Annotated in this window: 15 protein-coding genes (1 of these 15 running past the window's edge); 5 read left to right on the top strand and 10 right to left on the bottom strand. The window is 62.8% G+C overall.

The window, feature by feature from the left end; all coding sequences use genetic code 11:
* Window positions 1-272 precede the first annotated feature (272 nt).
* From EOB80_RS03875 to EOB80_RS03860, 4 genes are all read left to right on the top strand, one after another.
* The gene (locus tag EOB80_RS03875) at window positions 273-920 is read left to right on the top strand and encodes a response regulator transcription factor (RefSeq protein ID WP_127326729.1); all 648 of its coding nucleotides are present in this window, start codon (window positions 273-275) and stop codon (window positions 918-920) included.
* A gap of 318 nt (window positions 921-1,238) precedes the next feature.
* A complete protein-coding gene (locus EOB80_RS03870; protein WP_127326728.1) occupies window positions 1,239-4,841 on the top strand; it encodes a DUF5801 repeats-in-toxin domain-containing protein in 3,603 nt (1,200 codons plus the stop codon).
* A gap of 77 nt (window positions 4,842-4,918) precedes the next feature.
* Entirely contained in the window at window positions 4,919-6,688 is a 1,770-nt protein-coding gene (locus EOB80_RS03865) for a type I secretion system permease/ATPase (RefSeq protein WP_127326866.1), read from the top strand.
* The gene (locus EOB80_RS03860; RefSeq protein WP_127326727.1) at window positions 6,685-8,034 is read left to right on the top strand and encodes an HlyD family type I secretion periplasmic adaptor subunit; all 1,350 of its coding nucleotides are present in this window, start codon (window positions 6,685-6,687) and stop codon (window positions 8,032-8,034) included. The genes EOB80_RS03865 and EOB80_RS03860 overlap by 4 nt, the downstream gene beginning before the upstream one ends.
* A 21-nt stretch (window positions 8,035-8,055) precedes the next feature.
* Here EOB80_RS03860 and EOB80_RS03855 read toward each other — a convergent pair whose 3' ends face one another.
* From EOB80_RS03855 to EOB80_RS03820, 8 genes are all read right to left on the bottom strand, one after another.
* A complete protein-coding gene (locus EOB80_RS03855) occupies window positions 8,056-8,892 on the bottom strand; it encodes a sulfite exporter TauE/SafE family protein (protein ID WP_127326726.1) in 837 nt (278 codons plus the stop codon).
* 121 nt (window positions 8,893-9,013) lie between these two features.
* Entirely contained in the window at window positions 9,014-9,760 is a 747-nt protein-coding gene (locus EOB80_RS03850; protein WP_127326725.1) for an SDR family NAD(P)-dependent oxidoreductase, read from the bottom strand.
* 33 nt (window positions 9,761-9,793) lie between these two features.
* A complete protein-coding gene (locus tag EOB80_RS03845; RefSeq protein WP_127326724.1) occupies window positions 9,794-10,972 on the bottom strand; it encodes an alanine--glyoxylate aminotransferase family protein in 1,179 nt (392 codons plus the stop codon).
* A gap of 25 nt (window positions 10,973-10,997) precedes the next feature.
* Entirely contained in the window at window positions 10,998-11,804 is an 807-nt protein-coding gene (locus tag EOB80_RS03840) for a 4-pyridoxolactonase (protein WP_127322609.1), read from the bottom strand.
* Between the two features lie 47 nt (window positions 11,805-11,851).
* Window positions 11,852-12,787, bottom strand: coding sequence for an ABC transporter permease (locus EOB80_RS03835; RefSeq protein WP_127326723.1), 936 nt, complete (start codon window positions 12,785-12,787; stop codon window positions 11,852-11,854).
* Between the two features lie 2 nt (window positions 12,788-12,789).
* A complete protein-coding gene (locus EOB80_RS03830) occupies window positions 12,790-13,887 on the bottom strand; it encodes an ABC transporter permease (RefSeq protein WP_127326722.1) in 1,098 nt (365 codons plus the stop codon).
* Complete coding sequence (locus EOB80_RS03825) at window positions 13,884-15,452, bottom strand: ABC transporter ATP-binding protein (protein ID WP_127326721.1); 1,569 nt, start codon at window positions 15,450-15,452, stop codon at window positions 13,884-13,886. The genes EOB80_RS03830 and EOB80_RS03825 overlap by 4 nt, the downstream gene beginning before the upstream one ends.
* Before the next feature lie 77 nt (window positions 15,453-15,529).
* Window positions 15,530-16,504 carry a BMP family protein gene (locus EOB80_RS03820; protein ID WP_245466239.1) on the bottom strand — a complete coding sequence of 325 codons (975 nt, stop codon included), beginning with the start codon at window positions 16,502-16,504 and terminating at the stop codon, window positions 15,530-15,532.
* Between the two features lie 153 nt (window positions 16,505-16,657).
* Here EOB80_RS03820 and EOB80_RS03815 point away from each other — a divergent pair, with 153 nt between their 5' ends.
* Entirely contained in the window at window positions 16,658-17,083 is a 426-nt protein-coding gene (locus tag EOB80_RS03815) for a hypothetical protein (RefSeq protein ID WP_127326719.1), read from the top strand.
* 38 nt (window positions 17,084-17,121) lie between these two features.
* On the opposite strand, the gene EOB80_RS03810 is transcribed toward EOB80_RS03815, so the two are convergent.
* Both EOB80_RS03810 and EOB80_RS03805 read right to left on the bottom strand, forming a co-directional pair.
* Complete coding sequence (locus EOB80_RS03810) at window positions 17,122-18,132, bottom strand: ABC transporter substrate-binding protein (protein WP_127326718.1); 1,011 nt, start codon at window positions 18,130-18,132, stop codon at window positions 17,122-17,124.
* A 13-nt stretch (window positions 18,133-18,145) separates the two neighbouring features.
* On the bottom strand, window positions 18,146-18,332 hold the 3' end of the coding sequence (locus EOB80_RS03805; RefSeq protein ID WP_245466238.1) for an ABC transporter permease. It continues 674 nt past the right edge of the window; only the last 187 of its 861 coding nucleotides appear in the window; its start codon lies beyond the right edge, outside the window — the gene reads right to left on this strand; it ends in the stop codon at window positions 18,146-18,148.

The following is an 18,332-nucleotide window of genomic DNA, read 5'->3' as shown; positions in this document are numbered from 1 at the left end:
TCTCCGCGAAGTACGCATTGCAGGTCAATATCGTCGGCTGCAAAGCGTCACGCTTGGAAGCGATTTCATGGTGATAGCGGCCAGGAAGGGCAGCTAGCCAGCTTCCCGCCCAAGTGCGATGCGAGATGTCCGCTGATCCGCCTGGCAGACGGCGGATTGTCATTATAGCAACATGTATATTAGCTATTACTTGACAATAGGCCTAGGCTCTGGTTTCCTGATTTTACGGGTACTTAACCAAGTTCGTTGCGTTTTTTACGGACGGTGTTCGCATGTCGACGTTGGTCGTGGCGGACCCGCGAGGGGTATATCTCGCCGGTCTGGAATGGGTTTTGCAGAAGGCTGGACACGATGTTGTCGCCCAGTGCCGCCGCCCTGTGGACGTTCTCGCTCATGTGGAGCGCCATCAACCTGATATCGTCATCGTGGGCGTGGATCTCGCGGACCAGCAGACATCAGGTCTTTCCTCACGGCTGAAGGCCGGCAACAGCGCTCTCGGCATCATCTTCATCGTGCAGCCAACCGGTAGGCTCGATGTCAGGGAAATACAGACGCTCGACGTCGACGGCCTGTTTCTGGACGGCATCAGCCACCGCTTTCTCGTCGAATGCGTGAATGCGGTGGCGGCGGGTAAGAAGTGGATCGACAACAAGATCGTCCAGCAACTGCTGATGCCCGGGTCGCAGCCGCAACCAATGTCCCGGCTGACCGGGCGGGAGACCGAGATCGCCGATCTCGTCTCGCGCGGGCTGCGCAACAAGACCATCGCGCAGCGGCTGCATTTATCCGAAGGCACGGTGAAGATGCACCTGCATCACGTCTACGAGAAGCTGCATCTCGGCGGCAGGGCGGAACTGGCTTGGGTGGCGCACGGCAAAGGCGCCGAGCGTCCAGGAACGGGCCGAACCGGCCTGCTCTGACCGCCCCTCTCTCATCGCACTGACATTGTACGCAAGGCAACGGCCGGAAAGCCGCTGACGGCATCTGCCTTGTGCCGGCGCGGCCTCTCCCAGCGCCCGCCAGCCTGATCTATCGAAGGATATATATCGTTCGATCAGGTGCGGACATTGACCGCAATACTATCGAAGCGGGAATGGACGCGTCCTCTGCGCCGGCGGCACAATGAAATTGGAGGGGCGCATTTCAGTATGCGACCGGCTGCACCGGGGTAGGTGCATTTCCGGCATTGGGGGCTGCATCCCTTTTCCAGAAAGCATTTTGAACCAAGGAGAATCTCCATGGCACTCGACATCGCAGCTCAAGACATCATCATCGACGAGACAATCGGTTTTACGGACGATGATATCAATCCGGCCATTCCGCCATACGACACCAACCCCACGGTGCAATATCTCCTAAGTCTCGACGATCCGGGTGGGTTGACCTCGCCTGAGGTCGCCTTCCAGGCCAACTTCGTGGAGGCCTCGGCGAGCGCGGGAGAAACCATCACCTCGGTCGTTCTCTCACAGAACCTCGCTGGAACCCCGTTTTCCACCACCGTCGGCGTGAACAGCGGCATTCAGACGGTCGATGGCAATTATGTCTGGCTGTTCCAGGACCTAACGCATCCAAACGTCGTGATCGGCGTCATTGGCACCTCTGACGCGGGCACTGAGCCCGCCGAGACCGGGCCGCTCGCCTTCTCGTTCGCCCTGATCAACACCAGCAACACCAATGCGGATTTGTATACGGTCCAGTACGTGCCGTTGTTCCATCCGGACGAGACCAACCCGGACGACCGCATCAATCTGGAAGACGCAGTGTTCGCCTCCGTTGCGGGAACCTCCGTGGTCAGTTTTTTGGGCGAGGACGCCGCGCCCGGCAACAATGATTTTTACTTGATCAATTCGCCCGATGACGCTTCCAAGCAGCTTCTGGTGATAGGCTTGAACGGTGGCACCGCCAACGTGAGTGAAAAGGGCTTCGGCGTCAACAACCAGAGCATTAATCCGGGCGAAACGCTCCAGGTCGATTTTGTGACCGGCGGTGATCTGGCCGCGGGTGATGCCTCGGAAATCCAGTACGATAGCCATCTCGAGACCGTCACGCGGGCCGGATTCACAATCAACCAGATCACGCCTTCTACTCCCACTGATCGGGTGGACGTCAGTATCGCTGCCTTCAACAATACGGGCAACGATCAAGGCACGGATTTCTTTGACGGCACCGCGACCAACCTCGTGAACATCACCAGCCTCACGTTGACGGGTGAATCAGGGTTTGCGTCCACCATCATCGCCAATGGCACCTATGCCACTGGGAGCGGCAACGTCACCGTCAGTGGGCTCGGCACGGGCATAGTCACCATCACCGGACTCGACAACGTCACCACCGTCGATGTCATCACCAGCAGCCCAATGGATCGGCTGCAGGTATCATCGGTCGATTCAAACGAAGGGCTCGATATCTCCGAGTTCCATTTCTCGACGACGAACACCAACGCCCACAGCGAAGAGGTCGGCTCCTTCATCAACTTCGACGATGACGGGCCGACGGTGACAGCGGACGGCACTGTTTCGCCGCTGATTACCGATGATACGGACATTCCCGATACGGCGTCGGCAAGTTTCGCGTCGGTCTTCAGCGTCGACGCCGGCGCCGATGGCCTCGACGGCGTCACCTATGCGCTCGACGTCAAGAGCCCCGGTGTCGACAGCGGCCTCGACGACACGCTCAGCGGCGACAACATCCTGCTGCGCCTCAACGCCAGCGGCGAGGTCGAAGGCTATCTGGCGAACGCCACAGGCACGGTCGCCTTCCTGATCAGCGTCGACGAGAACACCGGCGAGGTGACGCTGACCCAGAATCGCTCGGTCGTCCACAACGATGCAGCCGATCCGGTGGAGAGCGGTGCTTCGGCGGCGGCACTTGCCGCGGCCGACCTCGTGACACTGACCGCGACCGCCACCGATGGTGACGGCGACACCGACGCTGCAACCGCCAATATCGGCGACGCCTTCCATTTCGAGGATGACGGCCCGACGGTGACGGCGGACGGCACTATTCCGACGCTGACCACCGACGATAGCGACCTTTCCGATACCACATCGGCAAGCTTTACTTCCGCCTTCAGCACCGACCTCGGCGCCGACGGCGGCGCCGTCACCTATGAGCTCGGCGTCAAGAGCGCAGACGTCGACAGCGGCCTCGACGACACGCTCAGCGGCGATAACATTCTGCTGCGCGTCAATGGCAACGGCGAAGTCGAAGGCTATCTGGAGAACGACACGGCTACGGTCGCCTTCCTGATCAGCGTCGATGAGAACACCGGCGAGGTAACGCTGACTCAGGACCGTTCGGTTATCCATAACGATCCGGCAGATCCCGTGGAGAGTGGCGCTTCGGCGGCGGTACTTGCCGCGGCCGATCTGGTTACTCTGACCGCGACCGCCACCGATGGTGACGGCGACACCGCCGAGGCAACAGCCAACATCGGCACTGCTTTCACCTTCGAGGATGACGGCCCGACGATCACGGTGCCGTTCGACGGTGATGCCTCCGGTGGTGGTAGCGATGGTACCCACGAAACCCTGGCTAATGCGGCTAATGCGTCCGCCACCGGAGCCTTCGGGTACGACATCGGCGCGGATGCTCGCCCGGACGCGTTCTACGATGCCACGCACTCTGACTTCGTCGACCAGGATGGCGACCCGCTTAATGGCATCCAGATCGCACTCACCGGCTCGATCACCGGCGGCGGCGGGGGCAATCTCATCACCTCGGACGTCACGCTCGCGTCGGAGGACTCCGATTTCGCGACGTTCGACTTCAGCTTCACCTACGACAAGGACCCAGCGGATCTCGTCCAGCCGGGCACGGCGGGCGGCACCCTCCTCTTCGACAAGGGTGCCGGCACTTACACCATCACCCTGACCGATCCGCTCGAAGGCTTCAGCTTCGACCTTATCCACACCAGTGAACTCTTGTCCAAGCAGCCCACGAGCAATACGGGCCACCCGCAGATCGTGTTGGAACAATTGCAGGCGGATGACGGGACCACGCAGAATGTAGACGAAGACTTCTACGTGCAGTTCACCGGCAACGCGATCAACAGATCCAACCCGTTCGGATTGACGAACAACGGCGAGGGGGCATCCAACCCCTTTGACTCCTCATTCGCCTTCGGCGCTCACGACATGGTGAGCAACGACAATGAAACATGGGTGTCTGCGACGCAGAACACCAACGGTGTCGCCGGTGACACGATCCAGAAAGGCGAATTGCTCACGTTGCGGTTCTTCGACAACAATGTCGGTATCGCAACCGAGGTGCAGCAGACACCACAGACGTCGGCTTTCGCCGGCAGCATGGCCATCGAGTTCGACGGCATCGGTAACAGCGAGGACCTGATGCTGATCCTCAACCTGGCCGACAACGGTGCCGACAACATCTTCGGCACCGCGGACGACACTTCGATCACACGGGCTATGTACGTGCAGAACGCCGACATCTTCAAGACGGGTCAGGCCCCGTCCCCGTACAGCTCGGAGTTCACGCTCGACAACAATGACGGCCTCGTGATCATCGAGCAGAACGACTACAACGCAGCCGGCGAAGAGTACCTGCTGCAGGGTGTCCAGATCATGCAGTCGGGCAACGGGATCACCGGCAGTGCCATCGACCTGATCAGGGAGACCGGAGCTGGCGGCGGCAGCAGCGTTGCGACCAACGATCTGGTGAGCTTCGACGGCGCTGACAACGACGTGCTGAAGATCGTGGACATCGCCTTCAGCACGACCGTGACCGAGACGCCGTCAGCCAGCCTCGACTTCGCCTTCCAGGTGGCGGACGCGGACGGGGATGTGACAGACATGCAGCACATACTTGTTGATGTCGCCTGACACTTGACCAACGGGGGCAGCCGATGCTGCCCCCGTGCGCCTCCCGCGATCTCTTGCACGGAGATGTCATCCAGATGATGAGAACCAACCAACAGCCGCCTGCCCTGCAGGTGGTGATGAAAGAGGCCAGACGCGCCATCCGGCCGCTTGTCTGGTTCAGCGGCGGCATCAACGTGCTGATGCTGACCGGGGCGCTCTATATGCTCCAGGTCTACCACCGCGTGTTGTCCAGCCACAGCCTGGAGACGCTGGTGATGCTGTCGCTTATGGCGGCAGGGGCACTCGCGGCAATGGCGGGGCTGGAGGTGGTGCGCGGGCGTCTTCTGGCTAAAGTCGGATCGTGGATGAACGCGCGGTTGGCACCGGTTCTCCTGACCGCATCCGTGGAATATGCCGCCTCGGCGCCCGGTCATGCCAACGCCCGTCCGCTACGCGACCTGGATCAAGTGCGGAATTTCTTCACCAGCCCGAGCATCTTCCCGATTCTTGACGCGCCTTGGGCACCGTTGTTTTTCGCCGCCATATTCGTCATGCACCCCTGGCTGGGCTGGTTGGCGCTGTGCGGCGGGATTGTTCTCTTCGCGTTGGCGTTGCTCAACGAATACGTCACACGCAAACCATTGACCGAGGCTGCAAATGCACAGTCGCGGGCATACGTGCAGGCCGAGGCGACGATCCGCAACGCCGAGGTCGTCCAGGCGATGGGTATGCTAAAGCCGCTGATGGAAGGCTGGAAGGCACAGCAGGACGAGGCGAACAAAGGACAAGTCCTTGCCGCTAACCGGGGTGGGGTCATCGCGGCCATCGCGCGTTGTCACCGGCTGGCCCTGCAAATGGCCATACTCGGCCTCGGTGCCTATCTGGTTCTTCGCAACGAGGCCTCGCCCGGTATCATGATCTCCGCCTCGATCCTGATGGGCCGCGCATTGTCACCGGTCGAGCAAGCGATCGGCACCTGGAAGGCGACGGTCGGAGCCCGTGCCGCTTACCGGCGCCTCACCGCGGTCGCCGGACAGCACCGGGAGGCCACACCGGTCCTGCCACTGCCCCGTCCGAAAGGCAGGTTTGAGGCCGACAACCTTGTGCTTGCCCGGCAGGGTGGCGAGCACATCCTCAAGGGGATCAACTTCCGCCTCGAGCCGGGTGAAGCGATGGCGTTGATCGGTCCGAGCGGGGCTGGCAAGACGAGCCTGGCGCGCATACTCGCCGGCGCCTGGCGCCCGTCCGCGGGGCGCGCCTTGCTGGACGGAACGGATGTTGCCCAATGGGCGGCGGAAGACCGTGGTCGTCATGTCGGCTATCTGCCGCAGGACATCGAGCTCTTCGCCGGCACCGTGTCCGAAAACATTTGCCGCTTCGCGATGCTCAACCCGGCGGTCTTCAACAAGGTGGTCGAGGCCGCGCAGTTGGCGGGAGTCCACGAGCTGATCAAAGGACTGCCGAAGGCGTACGGCACCGAAATCGGCGAAGCGGGTGCGATACTGTCGGGCGGGCAGCGCCAGCGCATCGGGCTGGCGCGGGCACTCTACGGCGACCCCGCGCTGCTTATCCTCGATGAACCCAATTCCAACCTCGACAGGGAGGGCGAGGAGGCATTGATTGCCGCTCTCGGCGTGGCCAAGGCGACGAATACGACCGTTATCCTTATCGCGCACCGCGCCAGCATCTTGGACAAGGTAGACAAGATACTGGTCCTCAACAGGGGTCAGCAAGATCTCTTCGGGCCGCGCGATCATGTCTTCAATGAACTCGCCAGCCGTGTCGGCAAGGTGGCCCATCTGCCCAAGGTGGCCCAGTTGCCAGCCCTTGAAGTGGTGAAGGAAATCAAAGAGGTCAAGGAAGCATGAGCCGCCCCCCTGAATTGAAGGTCGTGCCGCTGCCCCTCGCGCCGCCCTCTCTCCTGGAGCCGCAACCCCTCCGTCTCACCGGCGTGACGTGCACCGGCTTCGCGATCATGTTCCTGTTCTTCGGCGTGGCCGGGGGATGGGCGGCCCTGGCGCCGCTGGACAGCGCTGCGGTGGCGTCGGGCGTTATCAAGGTCGCCGGCGACCGCAAGCTCATCCAGCACCTCGAGGGCGGCATCATCGCGGAGTTGAACGCCGCCAACGGGGATATCGTCAAGGCGGGCAAGATCCTCGTCCGGCTCGACGACACGCAGGCAAAGGCGCAGCTCGACCTGATCCAGAACCGGATAGCAACGCGTGAGGCGCTGGCCGCGCGTCTCAGGGCCGAGCGTGACGGCAAGACCGAGATCGAGTTCAATCCGGCGTTGCTCGCAAACCCCGCGATCGCCGTGAAGGACGCGGTGGCAGCACAGCGTGACGTGTTTGCAGCGAAGCACCACAATCTGAAGGACGAGCGGGAAATTCTCGGCCAGCGCCGTCACCAGGTCGAGGAAGAGATAACGGGGCTGGAGCAGCTTGTCGTCACGGAAGACAAGCAGATCGAGGCAATCGAGGGTGAAAGCAAAGACCTTGAGGGTCTGCTCAAGAAAGGGCTGACCACCCGCGAACGGAACTTGTCGCTCAGACGCCAGCAGCGGGAGATCGAGGGCGAGCGCGCCACCAATGTCGCGGCAATCGCCCGTGCCGGAAGCGCCATGGCCGAGATCGACATGCAGATCCTGAACCTCAACACAGTGCGCCTGAACGAGGCCGTCGACGAGTTGAGCAAAGTCGAGGCGGAGTTGTTTGACCTCGGACAGCAGGAGCGTTCCGCCAGGGACGTGCTTAGCCGTACCAACGTCGTCGCGCCGGTTGACGGCATCGTCATGGAGCTGAAGGTCCATACGGCGGGCGGTGTCGTGAAACCCGGTGAGACATTGATGACGATCGTACCGCTCGGACAACAACTCGTGGTCGAGGCTATGGTCAAGCCGGAGGATGTCGAGACGATCGCACCCGGACAGCTCGCGCGCGTCAGCTTCCCGGCCTTCGCCCGCTACAACCTGCCGCCGCTCGAGGGCGTCGTGGAGATCGTGTCGGCTGACCGCATGGTTGAGGAACGCAGCGGCGCACCGTTTTTCGCGGCGACGGTTGTGATCGACAAAAGCGAACTGGGCAAGCTGGAGGGCCGCAAGCTGCTGCCCGGCATGTCGAGCGAGACGATGATCCGGACGGGGACCCGCACCGTGCTCTCTTATCTCGCCGAGCCGATCACGCAGAACTTCCGCCGGGCCATGCGGGAAAAATAGCCGTAGGCCGCCGAACCGGATTCAGGAAAGCAGCATTCGCCCGGCCGTGATCGCCAGGAAGAACGCAAAGGCAAGCTTCAGGTAGCGCGGGTTGAGCGCGTGGGCGAGCCTTGCGCCCAGAGGAGCGAACAGAAAGCTCACGGGCGCTATGATGGCAACCGCCGGCAGGCTGACGTAACCCAGGCTGAGCGGAGGCCTGCCTGCAATTGCGAGACCCGACCAGATGAAGCCGGCCACCGCTGGAAGCGCGATAAGCAGGCCAAGCGCCGACGATGTGCCGACGGCCCGGTGCACCGGAAAGGAGAAGCTGGAAAGCGTCGGCACCGACAGTGTGCCGCCGCCAATCCCCATGAGCGAAGAGACAAAGCCGATCACAGCAGCGATCGCGCGGTTGATCCAGCCGCTTTGCGGCAGGTGATCGGAGATCACGAGGTGCTTCGGCAACGCCATGTTGACGGCCACCAGCAGGCCGACGACGCCGAAGACCAGCCGCAAGCCGGCGCCCGGGATGAATTTCGACATGATGCCGCCGATGAGGGCACTGACGAAAATGGCCGGTCCCCATAGTGTGAGCAGTGCCCGGTCGACATTGCCGCGCCTGTTGTGCGACCGCATCGACGAGATCGAGGTGGGGATGATGACCGCAAGCGACGTCGCGACCGCCAGATGGCTGATCACAGCAGGCGAAAAATGGAACAGGCTAAGCACCCAGAACAGCACCGGAACGATGACGATGCCGCCTCCGACTCCCAGCAGACCGGCGAGCACGCCGGAGGCAATTCCGGTCATGGCCAGGCCGGCGATCAGCATTGCAATCGTCAGCCCGTCGAAAGCCGACGTGTCGAATCCGAAGTCCACTATGATTTTTCCTTGATTGGCCATTTTGCGGCACGGCCTTGCGGACACGGCCGCGCTCATCCGCTGTTGCGACCCAAAATGCAGGTCGCCCGGAAGGGTCGTAGCGTTTTTGGGATGCGCTTTAGTGGCGCACCATCCCGGCGTCGACATTGAGCGTCTGGCCGGTGATCCAGCGCGCATCGTCGGAGGCCAGGAACGAAACCACATCGGCGATGTGTTCCGGCTGCCCTTTGCCTTTCATCGCCTGAAGCATCTCGACGAAGCCGAAAGCCTCGTTGTGCGGGCTCGCCTTGACGCCGTCGCTCTCGATCAGGCCTGGCGTCACCGCGTTGGCAGTTATGTTGTATTTGCCGAGTTCCGTGGCGAGCGCCCTGGTGAAGCCGATAACGCCGCCCTTGGCCGCGACATAGGCCGCCATGTTCGGTGTGCCGGCAAAGAAGGTGTTGGATGCGATGCTGATTACCCGTCCGGCCTTCCCCGCCGCACGCATCTGGTCCGTACCGGCACGGCTGACGATAAAAGTGCCGGTCAAATTGACGTCGATGATCTTGCGCCAATGGTCGAGATCGACATCGTCCCAGGCGACGAACGGCACGATGCTGGCATTGTTGACCAGGATGTCGATGCCCCCGGTCAGGGCCTGGATTTCGGCGAAGAGTGCCTTGACGGATGCCGGATCGGAAATGTCGGCGGCGATCGCCCTCGCCTTTCCGCCTATCGCCGCGGCCGCCGCCCCGGCGCCTTCGGCATTGATGTCGCTGACGATGACGGTCGCACCGTCGGCGGCAAGCCGCGCTGCGATCGCCCTGCCGATACCCTGCGCGGCGCCTGTAACCAGGGCCGTCTTTCCCGCAAGCCGTTCAGTCATGAAAATGCTCCCTCAATCCGTGGTGATGTCTGTTCAGGCGTCGGCGTCGATCACGGCCAGCGCCGCGTCGATGCCCTTGCCGATCGCCAGTTTCTGGCCGGCCGCGTTCATGGCGCCGCCCAGTGCCGTCAGCGCCGCGATCGCATAGATCGGCTGGGCGGTCGGTCCCATATGGCCGATGCGTGTCAGCTTCCCCAAGGTCTCGCCACGGCCAGACGAAAACACCACGCCGTAGCGGGCGCGCGCGGCCTGGCGAAGCGCCTTCTCGTCGACACCTTCGGGCGTGCGCACGGCAGTCGTGGTCGGCGACGCGATCTTGTCGCTGGCGGCCCAGATCGACAGGCCCATCGCTGCGACGCCGGCGCGCATGGCCTTGGCGGTGAGTGCATGGCGCGCCCACACCGCCTCCGGTCCCTCATTGAGATAGAGGTCGAGCGCGACATCGAGCCCGTTGATCTCCGAGACCGACGGCGTGAATGGAAACGGCTTGTCCCGCGACCAAGCATGCTCCCAGTCGACGATGCTCAGCATCGACGCGCGGGGGGCCGCCTCGTTGCCCTTCATCTTGGCCCAGGCCCGCTCGCTGACACCCATCATCGTCAGGCCGGGAGGCGCGCCCAGGCATTTGTTCGGGCCGGTGACATAGATATCGGCCTTGCAATCCTCCGGATGCGTCTTCATGCCGCCAAAGGACGAGACGGCATCGACGATGAGATAGCCGCCATGCGCTGAAACCAGCGCACCGATGGCGTCGATCGGATTGATGGTGCCGGACGGCGTGTCGTGGTGGCAGACGGAAACGACAGTGATCTCCGGATGCGCTTTCAGCATTGCCTCGACCGCCTGCGGATCGATCGCCTCGTTATAGGGCACCTCGATCTCGAGCAGATGTGGCGAATAGCGCTTCGCCCAATAGCCGAATCCCTTGCCGTAAACGCCTGAGGCAAGGTTGAGCACGACATCGTCCGGCGTGATCAGCGAGGCCGCGGCGGCCTCCAGGCCAAGCACCGGCTCGCCATGCAGGATGACCGGCTTGTTCGACAGCCGCATCGCCTTTTGCGCCTTGTCGACCACACCCTCGTAGAAGAGCTGGAACGCCGGGTCGTAGTCGTAGAGCACCGTGCGCCCGAGGCCGCGCAGCACTTCGGCATAGGCGTTCACCGGCCCCGCGGTCAGGGTGATGACCGGATCGGCGTGTTCGAGATAGCGCATCGTCTTGTCTCCCGATTGGTGGCGGTCAGCCGTAGAATTGCGTACCGGTCCTGTAGGTTTTGAAGTTGTCCATGTCGTGCGAGTACATCAGCTCGGCGCCATGATCCTCGGCGAGTTTCTTCACCTTGCGCATCGAATTGACGCCCGCCACCGGATCGATGTGGAAGGCCGCCTGGCACAGCGTTTCAAGGCTCTTCTGCGTATAGGCCGCGTCGATCGTGAACATGATCGGCTTGCGCTTGGGAAACTCGACCAGCAGGCTGTAATGGCCGATCGAATGACCGGGCGTCGAGATCAGCCGGACGCCCCTGGCAAGCTCAACGTCGCCATCGATGCCCTCGAAGGTCGAATTCGCCCGTGTCGTTCCCGCAAGCAATTGCCCGGTCGCGCCACGCGCTTCGGCAGCCTCCGCCGAAAAGCTCAGATCGGAATAGCCGAGATGCTCGAAAGGCTGGGGATCGCACGCCTGCGGCACCTCGGCCCGATGACAGATCTTCTTGGCATGCGGAAAATATTTGTTGCCGCCGCAATGATCGAAGTGGAAATGCGAATTGACGACGACGTCGATGTCCTTCGGTTCGAGACCGAGCAGCGCCAGGGCGCCGGGGATGGTCTGGTGCTTTTCCTGGATCGGCTTTTCGAACGGCAGCACCTTCATCACATGATCGTAGTCGTAGCCGGTGTCGATGAGGAACCGGCCCTCGGCATGTTCGATCAGGATCGAATAGACCGGGAAGCGCACTTCGCCGCCAGGGCCGCGATTCCAGAACACATGATAGCCGTCGAGAACGAGCGAGCCGCCGTCGAGCAGATAAACCTTGGTATCCGACATTCTTGCCTCCTTTATTGGCGCGGGTCCCATCCGCGCATGAATTGTCCTCAGCGCGCGCCGCGCTCGTATGGAATGCCGAGCGCCGCCGGCAGGCTCGCGCGCCGGCCGAACAGCACCAGCATGATCATCACCGCCAGGAACGGCAGCATCTGGATGATGTCGGTCGGTATGTTGATGCCGGCCACCTGCATGGCCGTCGTCAGCGACAGGCAGACGCCGAACAGCAGCGCGCCGAACAGCACCCAGATCGGGCGACCGCGCGCCAGCATGGCCAGCACGATGCCGAGAAAGCCCGCGCCATTGGTGATGAACGGAATGAACAGCCCGGCCCCGACATTGGCGAGATAGGCGCCGCCGAGCCCAGCCAGCGCTCCGGTCGTCAACACGGCGATGGTGCGGGTCCGCACGACATCGATGCCGGCGACATCGAGCGCGGCCGGCTTGTCGCCTGCCGCCTGCAAATTGAGGCCGAGTTGCGTGCGCCGATAGAGGTAGCTCATGCCGAAAACCAGCGCGACCGCCAGATAGACGATCAGATGATGCTTGAAGAATGCAGGCCCGATGACCGGGATGTCCGAAAGCAGCGGAATGACGGTCGCCTCCGCCGCGGGCAGGCGCGGGTAGCTGCGTGAGAACTGGAAATGGTGGAGCAGTGCCGTCAGGCCCTCGAGCCCCAAGGTCAGCGCGATGCCGATGACGATCTGGTTCAGCCCGATGCGCACGCAAAGCAGCGCCATGACAAGCGCCACCGCAGCACCCCCGACGGCACCGGTGAGAAAGCCCAGCCACAGCGACCCGGAATAGAAAGCGCCGACAAAGCCGAGATAGGCGCCGGCCAGCATCATGCCTTCGATGCCGATATTGAGCACGCCCGCCTTCTCGGAGATCTGCTCGCCGAGCCCGGCAAGCAGCAGCGGGATCGCCGCGGTGACGGCGCCGAACAGGAGCGCGCTGAGAAAGACTTCGCTGAACAGCCCGGTCATGCCTAGGCCCTCCGCGACTGGTTGTATCGGTGATCGAAATATTCGGCGAGCGCGAGCACGATCAGCACGATGGAAACCAGCACCAGAGTGAAATGATTGGGCACGCCGAGCCGGCGCGCCGCGCTCTCGCCGCCGATCGAAAGCACCGAAAGCAGGAACACGAAGCCGATGGCTGCAAAGCCGTTCATGCGGGCGAGAAACACGGCGGGAATCACGGCAAGCCCGTAGGCGGGATTCCAGTCGGCGCGGACATTGCCCTGGACGCCGATGATGTCGACGGCGCCGGCAAGCCCGGCCAGCCCGGCCGAAATGGCAAAGACGGCGACGGTCAGGCCGGGGACGCCGAGCCCCGAGTGAACCGCCGCGCGTGGATTGGCGCCGACGATCCTCAGCTTCAGCCCGAACGCCGTGCGCGTCATCACCAGATGCACGATGACGATCGCCGCCAGCCCAAGCAGCAAGCCGCTGGTGATGGTCGTTTCGAACAGGCGCGGCAGCCGGTCCTCCACCGGCAGCGTGCGCGTCTGCGGCACGGTCGTGTTCGGGTCGCGAAACGCCAGCTTGACCAGCACATTGGCGAGCGAGGTGCCGAGGAACGTCATCATCAGCGTGGTGATGATCTCGTTGACGCCCTGATAGGCACGCAGCAGGGCCGGCACCAGCGACCAGATCATCGCCACCACCATGGCGATGAGGAACGAGCAGACCAGCGCCAGCCAGGCTGGCATGACCTGCACGAACATAGGAGCGCTGGCAGCCGCCGTCACCGCGCCGAGCAGGAACTGGCCATCGCCGCCGAGATTCCACATGCCGGCGCGAAAGGCCACGATCAGGCCGGCGGCAAGAAACAGCAGCGGCGCCATGCGCGTCAGCGTCTGCTGGATGCCGAGCGGCGAGAACAGTCCTTTCTCCAGCACGAAGCCGTAGTAGGCGAGCGGGTCGACGCCGACCGCAAGCAGGATACAGCCGGCTATGACGAGAGCGATGAGGATCGGGCCGAGCGTCATCAGCAGCCGATGCAGGATGTCGCGGCGCGTCGTTGCCCCGCTCGTGGCATCGAGTGCGGTAGCACTGACCGTGGGTGCGGTGTCGATGCTCATGCGGCAAGTCCGATCATCAGGCGACCGACCTTGGTGCGGGCGTCGTCTACGTTCTCGACGGTGCCGACCAAAGCGCCGTCGGCGATGACGGCGATGCGGTCGCACAGACCAAGCAATTCCTCGAGGTCGGTGGAGATCAGCAGCACGGCAAGGCCACGCGCCGCCGTGTCGCGAATACGCTGGCGCGACGCCAAAGTGTTGGCGAGATCGAGACCGTAGGTCGGCTTGTTGAAGATCACCACCTTGGCGCCCTCAGCCAGTTCTCGCGCCAGAAGCACCTTCTGGATGTTGCCGCCGGACAGCCTCGCGACAGGCGTCTTCAGGCTCGGCGTACGCACGTCATATTCGCGCACGAGCTGGGTGGCGCGCTTGTCGATCTCCGCGCGCTGCTCGACGCCGTTGCGCCAGAACGGGGCCGCGCCGACCTGCTTGAGGAAGAAGTTGATCGAGACCGGGAAGGTTCCGACAGTGCCCTCGCCCAGCCGGTCGTCGGTCAGGTAGCGAAGGCCGCGCCGGCGGCGCTCGCCGACGCTCAGCGTCTCGATGGCGGCGCCTTCCAGCCGTATCGAGCCGCCGGCAGCTGTACGCTGGCCGGCCAGCGCTTCCGCCAGCTGCTTCTGGCCGTTGCCGTCGATGCCGGCTATGCCCAGGATCTCGCCCGGGCGGATGTCGAAGGAGATCGACGACAGGCCCGGCGCATTGTCCGTCGGCGCGACCGCCAGATCCGCGACCTGAAGCAGCGGGGCCGTTCCGGCGCGGGCAGTGCGGACAGGACGCTCGACGGCTTCCGAATCATCCTTCTGCTTGCCGAACATCAATTCCACGATCTCGGAGACGATCTCCTGTTCGCCCAGCGCGCGAAACCGCTCGGGCGGGATCTCGCCGACCTTGCGGCCAAGCTTCAGCACCGAGATTCGGTCGCCGAAGGCAGCCGCCTCCTTGAGCTTGTGGGTGATGAAGACGATCGCCAGGCCCTGCTCGACGAGGCGGCGCATCAGCGCGCCCAGTTCGTCGATACCTTTCGGCGTCAGCATGGAGGTGGACTCGTCAAGGATGAGCAGCCGACTGTTGCGCAGCATCGCGCGCAGGATCTCAACCTGCTGCTGCTCGCCGAGCGACAACTCCGATACCTTGGCTTGAAGCTTGACGGTGATGCCGAGCGTGCCGGTGATCTCGGCGACGCGCGCCGCCAGTTCCTCGGTCCTGGGGCGCTGCCACCACGGCCCGCCAAGCAGGAGATTTTCCGCCACCGTCAGCGTCGGCACCAGCATCATGTGCTGGAATACGGTGCCGATGCCGAGTGCCAGCGCATGGCGCGGCGAGGTGATCGGCGTCGGTTTGCCGTCGACCAGTATGCGTCCTTCGTCCGGCTGCTGCAGGCCGGACAACATGCCGATCAGTGTCGATTTTCCAGCGCCGTTCTCTCCCAGCAACACATGCACTTCGCCCGGGCGGATCGACAGGTCGACGCTGTCATTGGCAACGATGCCGGGGAACCGTTTGGTCACGCCTTCAAGCGCGACGATGTCGCGCCCTGCAACGGACGATGAAGAAAAACCGCTCATGAAAGCCCAGCACCAAAAAACGGGAATCGTCCGGAGGGGTGAACGGATCACCCCTCCGGCAGCCGACCGTGATCGCCTTACTGGGCGACGCTGGTCATCAATGCCCTGACGGCGGCCGCGTCATAGACCGGCTCAACCTTGATCTCGCCGGAAATGACGTCCTCGCGCAGCGCCTGGATTTCCGTCCAGGCATTGTCCGGGATCGCAGCGGTCTTCAGCAGCTTGACCGAGTCGTCCTTGAGGCCGATCGTATAGTGTTTGGTGCCGAACGTGTCGGCCTTCAGGTCGGCAATCATGGCCGCATAGACCGGCTCGATATTCCACACCACCGACGACAGCAGGAAGCCCTTGTCGATCGGTGACTTGTCGCCGATGACGTCGATGAAATAGACCTTGCCGCCATCGGCTGCCTTGGTCGTCTCGACCGCCTGCAGCATGCCGAAGCTCGAACCGTTGCCTTGGCCGAAGATGATGTCGGCACCCGATGCGATCACGCTTTCGGTGACGCGCTTGCCGCCGGCCGCATCGCTGTAGGCGGCAGGGCCGATCACCGCATAGGTGATCTTGACGTCAGGGTTTTCCGCCTTCACGCCTTGCGCGAATGCCGCCGACTGCGAATTCCATGATGGCGGTTCGCCCGAGACGACGATGCCGACCGACTTGGAACGCGACACCTTGGCGGCGAGACGGCCGGCCAGATAGGCACCCTCGTGGCCGCTCAGCGTGTAGTCGGCGACAAGGCCCTTCTCCAGGCCGGCTGGCGTGTCGACGATCGCCACCGGAACTTTCAGTTCCTTGGCGATTTCGGGCGCCGAGGTGTTGTAGCCGCTGGCATGGGCGATCAGAAGGCTGGCGCCATCGGTCGCAAGTTCCCGCAAGGTCGGACGAACGTCGCCATAGCCGAGGCCCTGGGCCACGACCACTTCGACGCCGGCGGCCTTGCCCGCCGCCTTGGCGGCGTCGATGCCTTGCTGGTTCCAGCCATAGTCCGTGCCTTCTTCGGGCGTCAGGATGGCGATCGACTTGACCTCGCCGGCAAGCGCGCCGCTCATCAAGACACCAGTCAATATAACTGCACTTACACTGCTCTTAAGAAGCTTAAACATGTTACCCTCTCTGTTGTTTCACCAAATCAATATTCTTATTGTTATTGCGCAAAAGCGAGATAGACTGCCTAGGAAATTACATTGTGGAGCTCAGGCAAAGTGAAGATCCGTTATGCCCTTCCGGTGATGCTGGCGTTGTCGTCCTTCGCCAACGCGGTTGAGTTGCACCATGTCACCGTCCGCACCGGCACTGACGGGCTCGACATGGTTCCGTTGACGATTTCGAATGCGGGCAGCGAAAGTCTCTCCTGCAACGCCGACTTCGCCCACTGGTATTCAGCCGGGATCGCAACGGTCGAGCCGGGCAAGAAGACCCGCGTCGAGCTCTGGTTCGATGCGAAGACCGGCACGTTCACGATCCTCAACGACAAGCGCGAGAACCTGCCCGTCGAGCGGCTGTGGTGCGGTCTGGCGAGCCGCCCATATGCCACCCGCGTGCAGGTCACGCTCGACCGCACCGATGCGGCGAAAGGCGAGCATGATGTGTCCTGCGGCATCGCGCGGGACAGCCTGGTCTGCCGGTAGGCGCTCATCGGGCTTTCCGTTCGAACACCGCGCGCCCCTTATTCTTTTGCCAGGAATGCGTCGGTGAAGACGTCGTCCGCCGACAGAGCCGTCTTGAGCACGCCCTGGTCCGTCAGCGTCTTCAGGGTCTCCTCCCACTGCGTCTTGGTCATCCAGCCGAGACCGTGTTCCTTGGTGTCGGGGCTGCTGAACGTCGATGCGATGTCGGCGTTGATCTGCGCCAGCAGTACATCCTTTTTCTCCGCATAGCCGGGCGCGGCCTTGGCCGTGATCTCGGCGGCCTCTTCCGGATGAGCCACGACATAGTCGAAGGCCTCCCTGTATGCCTTGACGAAGCGGCGTACGACGTCCGGCTTGTCCTTGATCATCGCCTGCGAGGTGAACAGGCCCGAGCCATAGGCTTTCCACCCATGGTCCGCCCCCATCATGATGCTGAGCGAGCCGGGGCCTCCGGCCTTCGCTTCCAGTTCGGGAACCTCCGCATCGATATAGCCGACGACGGTCTGAACCCGGCCAAGCAGCAAATAGCTTTCATAGGGAGGCGAGACGCTGTTCAGCGTCATGTCCTTTTCGGTCAGGCCGTTGGCGGCCAGGAAGCCCTTGAAGAAGATGTAGGTGGAGCCGGCCGGATGAATGCCGATGGTCAGTCCCTTGAGGTCGGACGGCTTGGTGAGCTTCAGCGTCTTGGCCAGCGAAATGATCCCCAGCGGCGAGTGCTGATTGACGGCCGCCAGCGCCACGACCGGGACATTCTGCGAGCGTGCGACGGCAAGCGTGGGAAGATCGCCGAACCCGAAATCCGCGTTCTCACTGCCCACCAGCCGCATCGCGTCCGGCGAGCCGGATCCCTTGCGGATCTCGGCCACATCGATGTCGTTCTTGGCGAAGAAGCCCTTTTCCTTGCCGACGAAGAACATGGCGTGATTGCCGCGCACCACCCAGTCGAGCTGGACGTTGACCTTGTCGGCCGCCAGAGCCGCGCTGGAGAAGCCGAGCGCGCCGACAAAAGCTGCCAAGGTAGCTGCCTTGATAAGTGACCGTCTCAGCATGTTTTGTTTCCCTTTATGAATTTGGTTGATCGAGTGGGCCTAGGACTGGCTGAATTTCGGCGCCCACGGCACCACGATGCGTTCGAGGATTTCGGCGGCGTAGTAGAAGGCGATGCCAAGCACGGAAACGAGCAGCAGCGCTGCGAAGACCAGCGCCGTGTCGAGCTGGGTCGAAGCGAACTGGATGACGTAGCCGAGAC

The organism is Mesorhizobium sp. M7A.F.Ca.MR.245.00.0.0 (assembly GCF_003997415.1).
Taxonomy (GTDB): domain Bacteria; phylum Pseudomonadota; class Alphaproteobacteria; order Rhizobiales; family Rhizobiaceae; genus Mesorhizobium.
The sequence above is the reverse complement of the archived record's forward strand: the minus strand, read 5'-3'. Positions and strand labels throughout refer to the sequence as shown.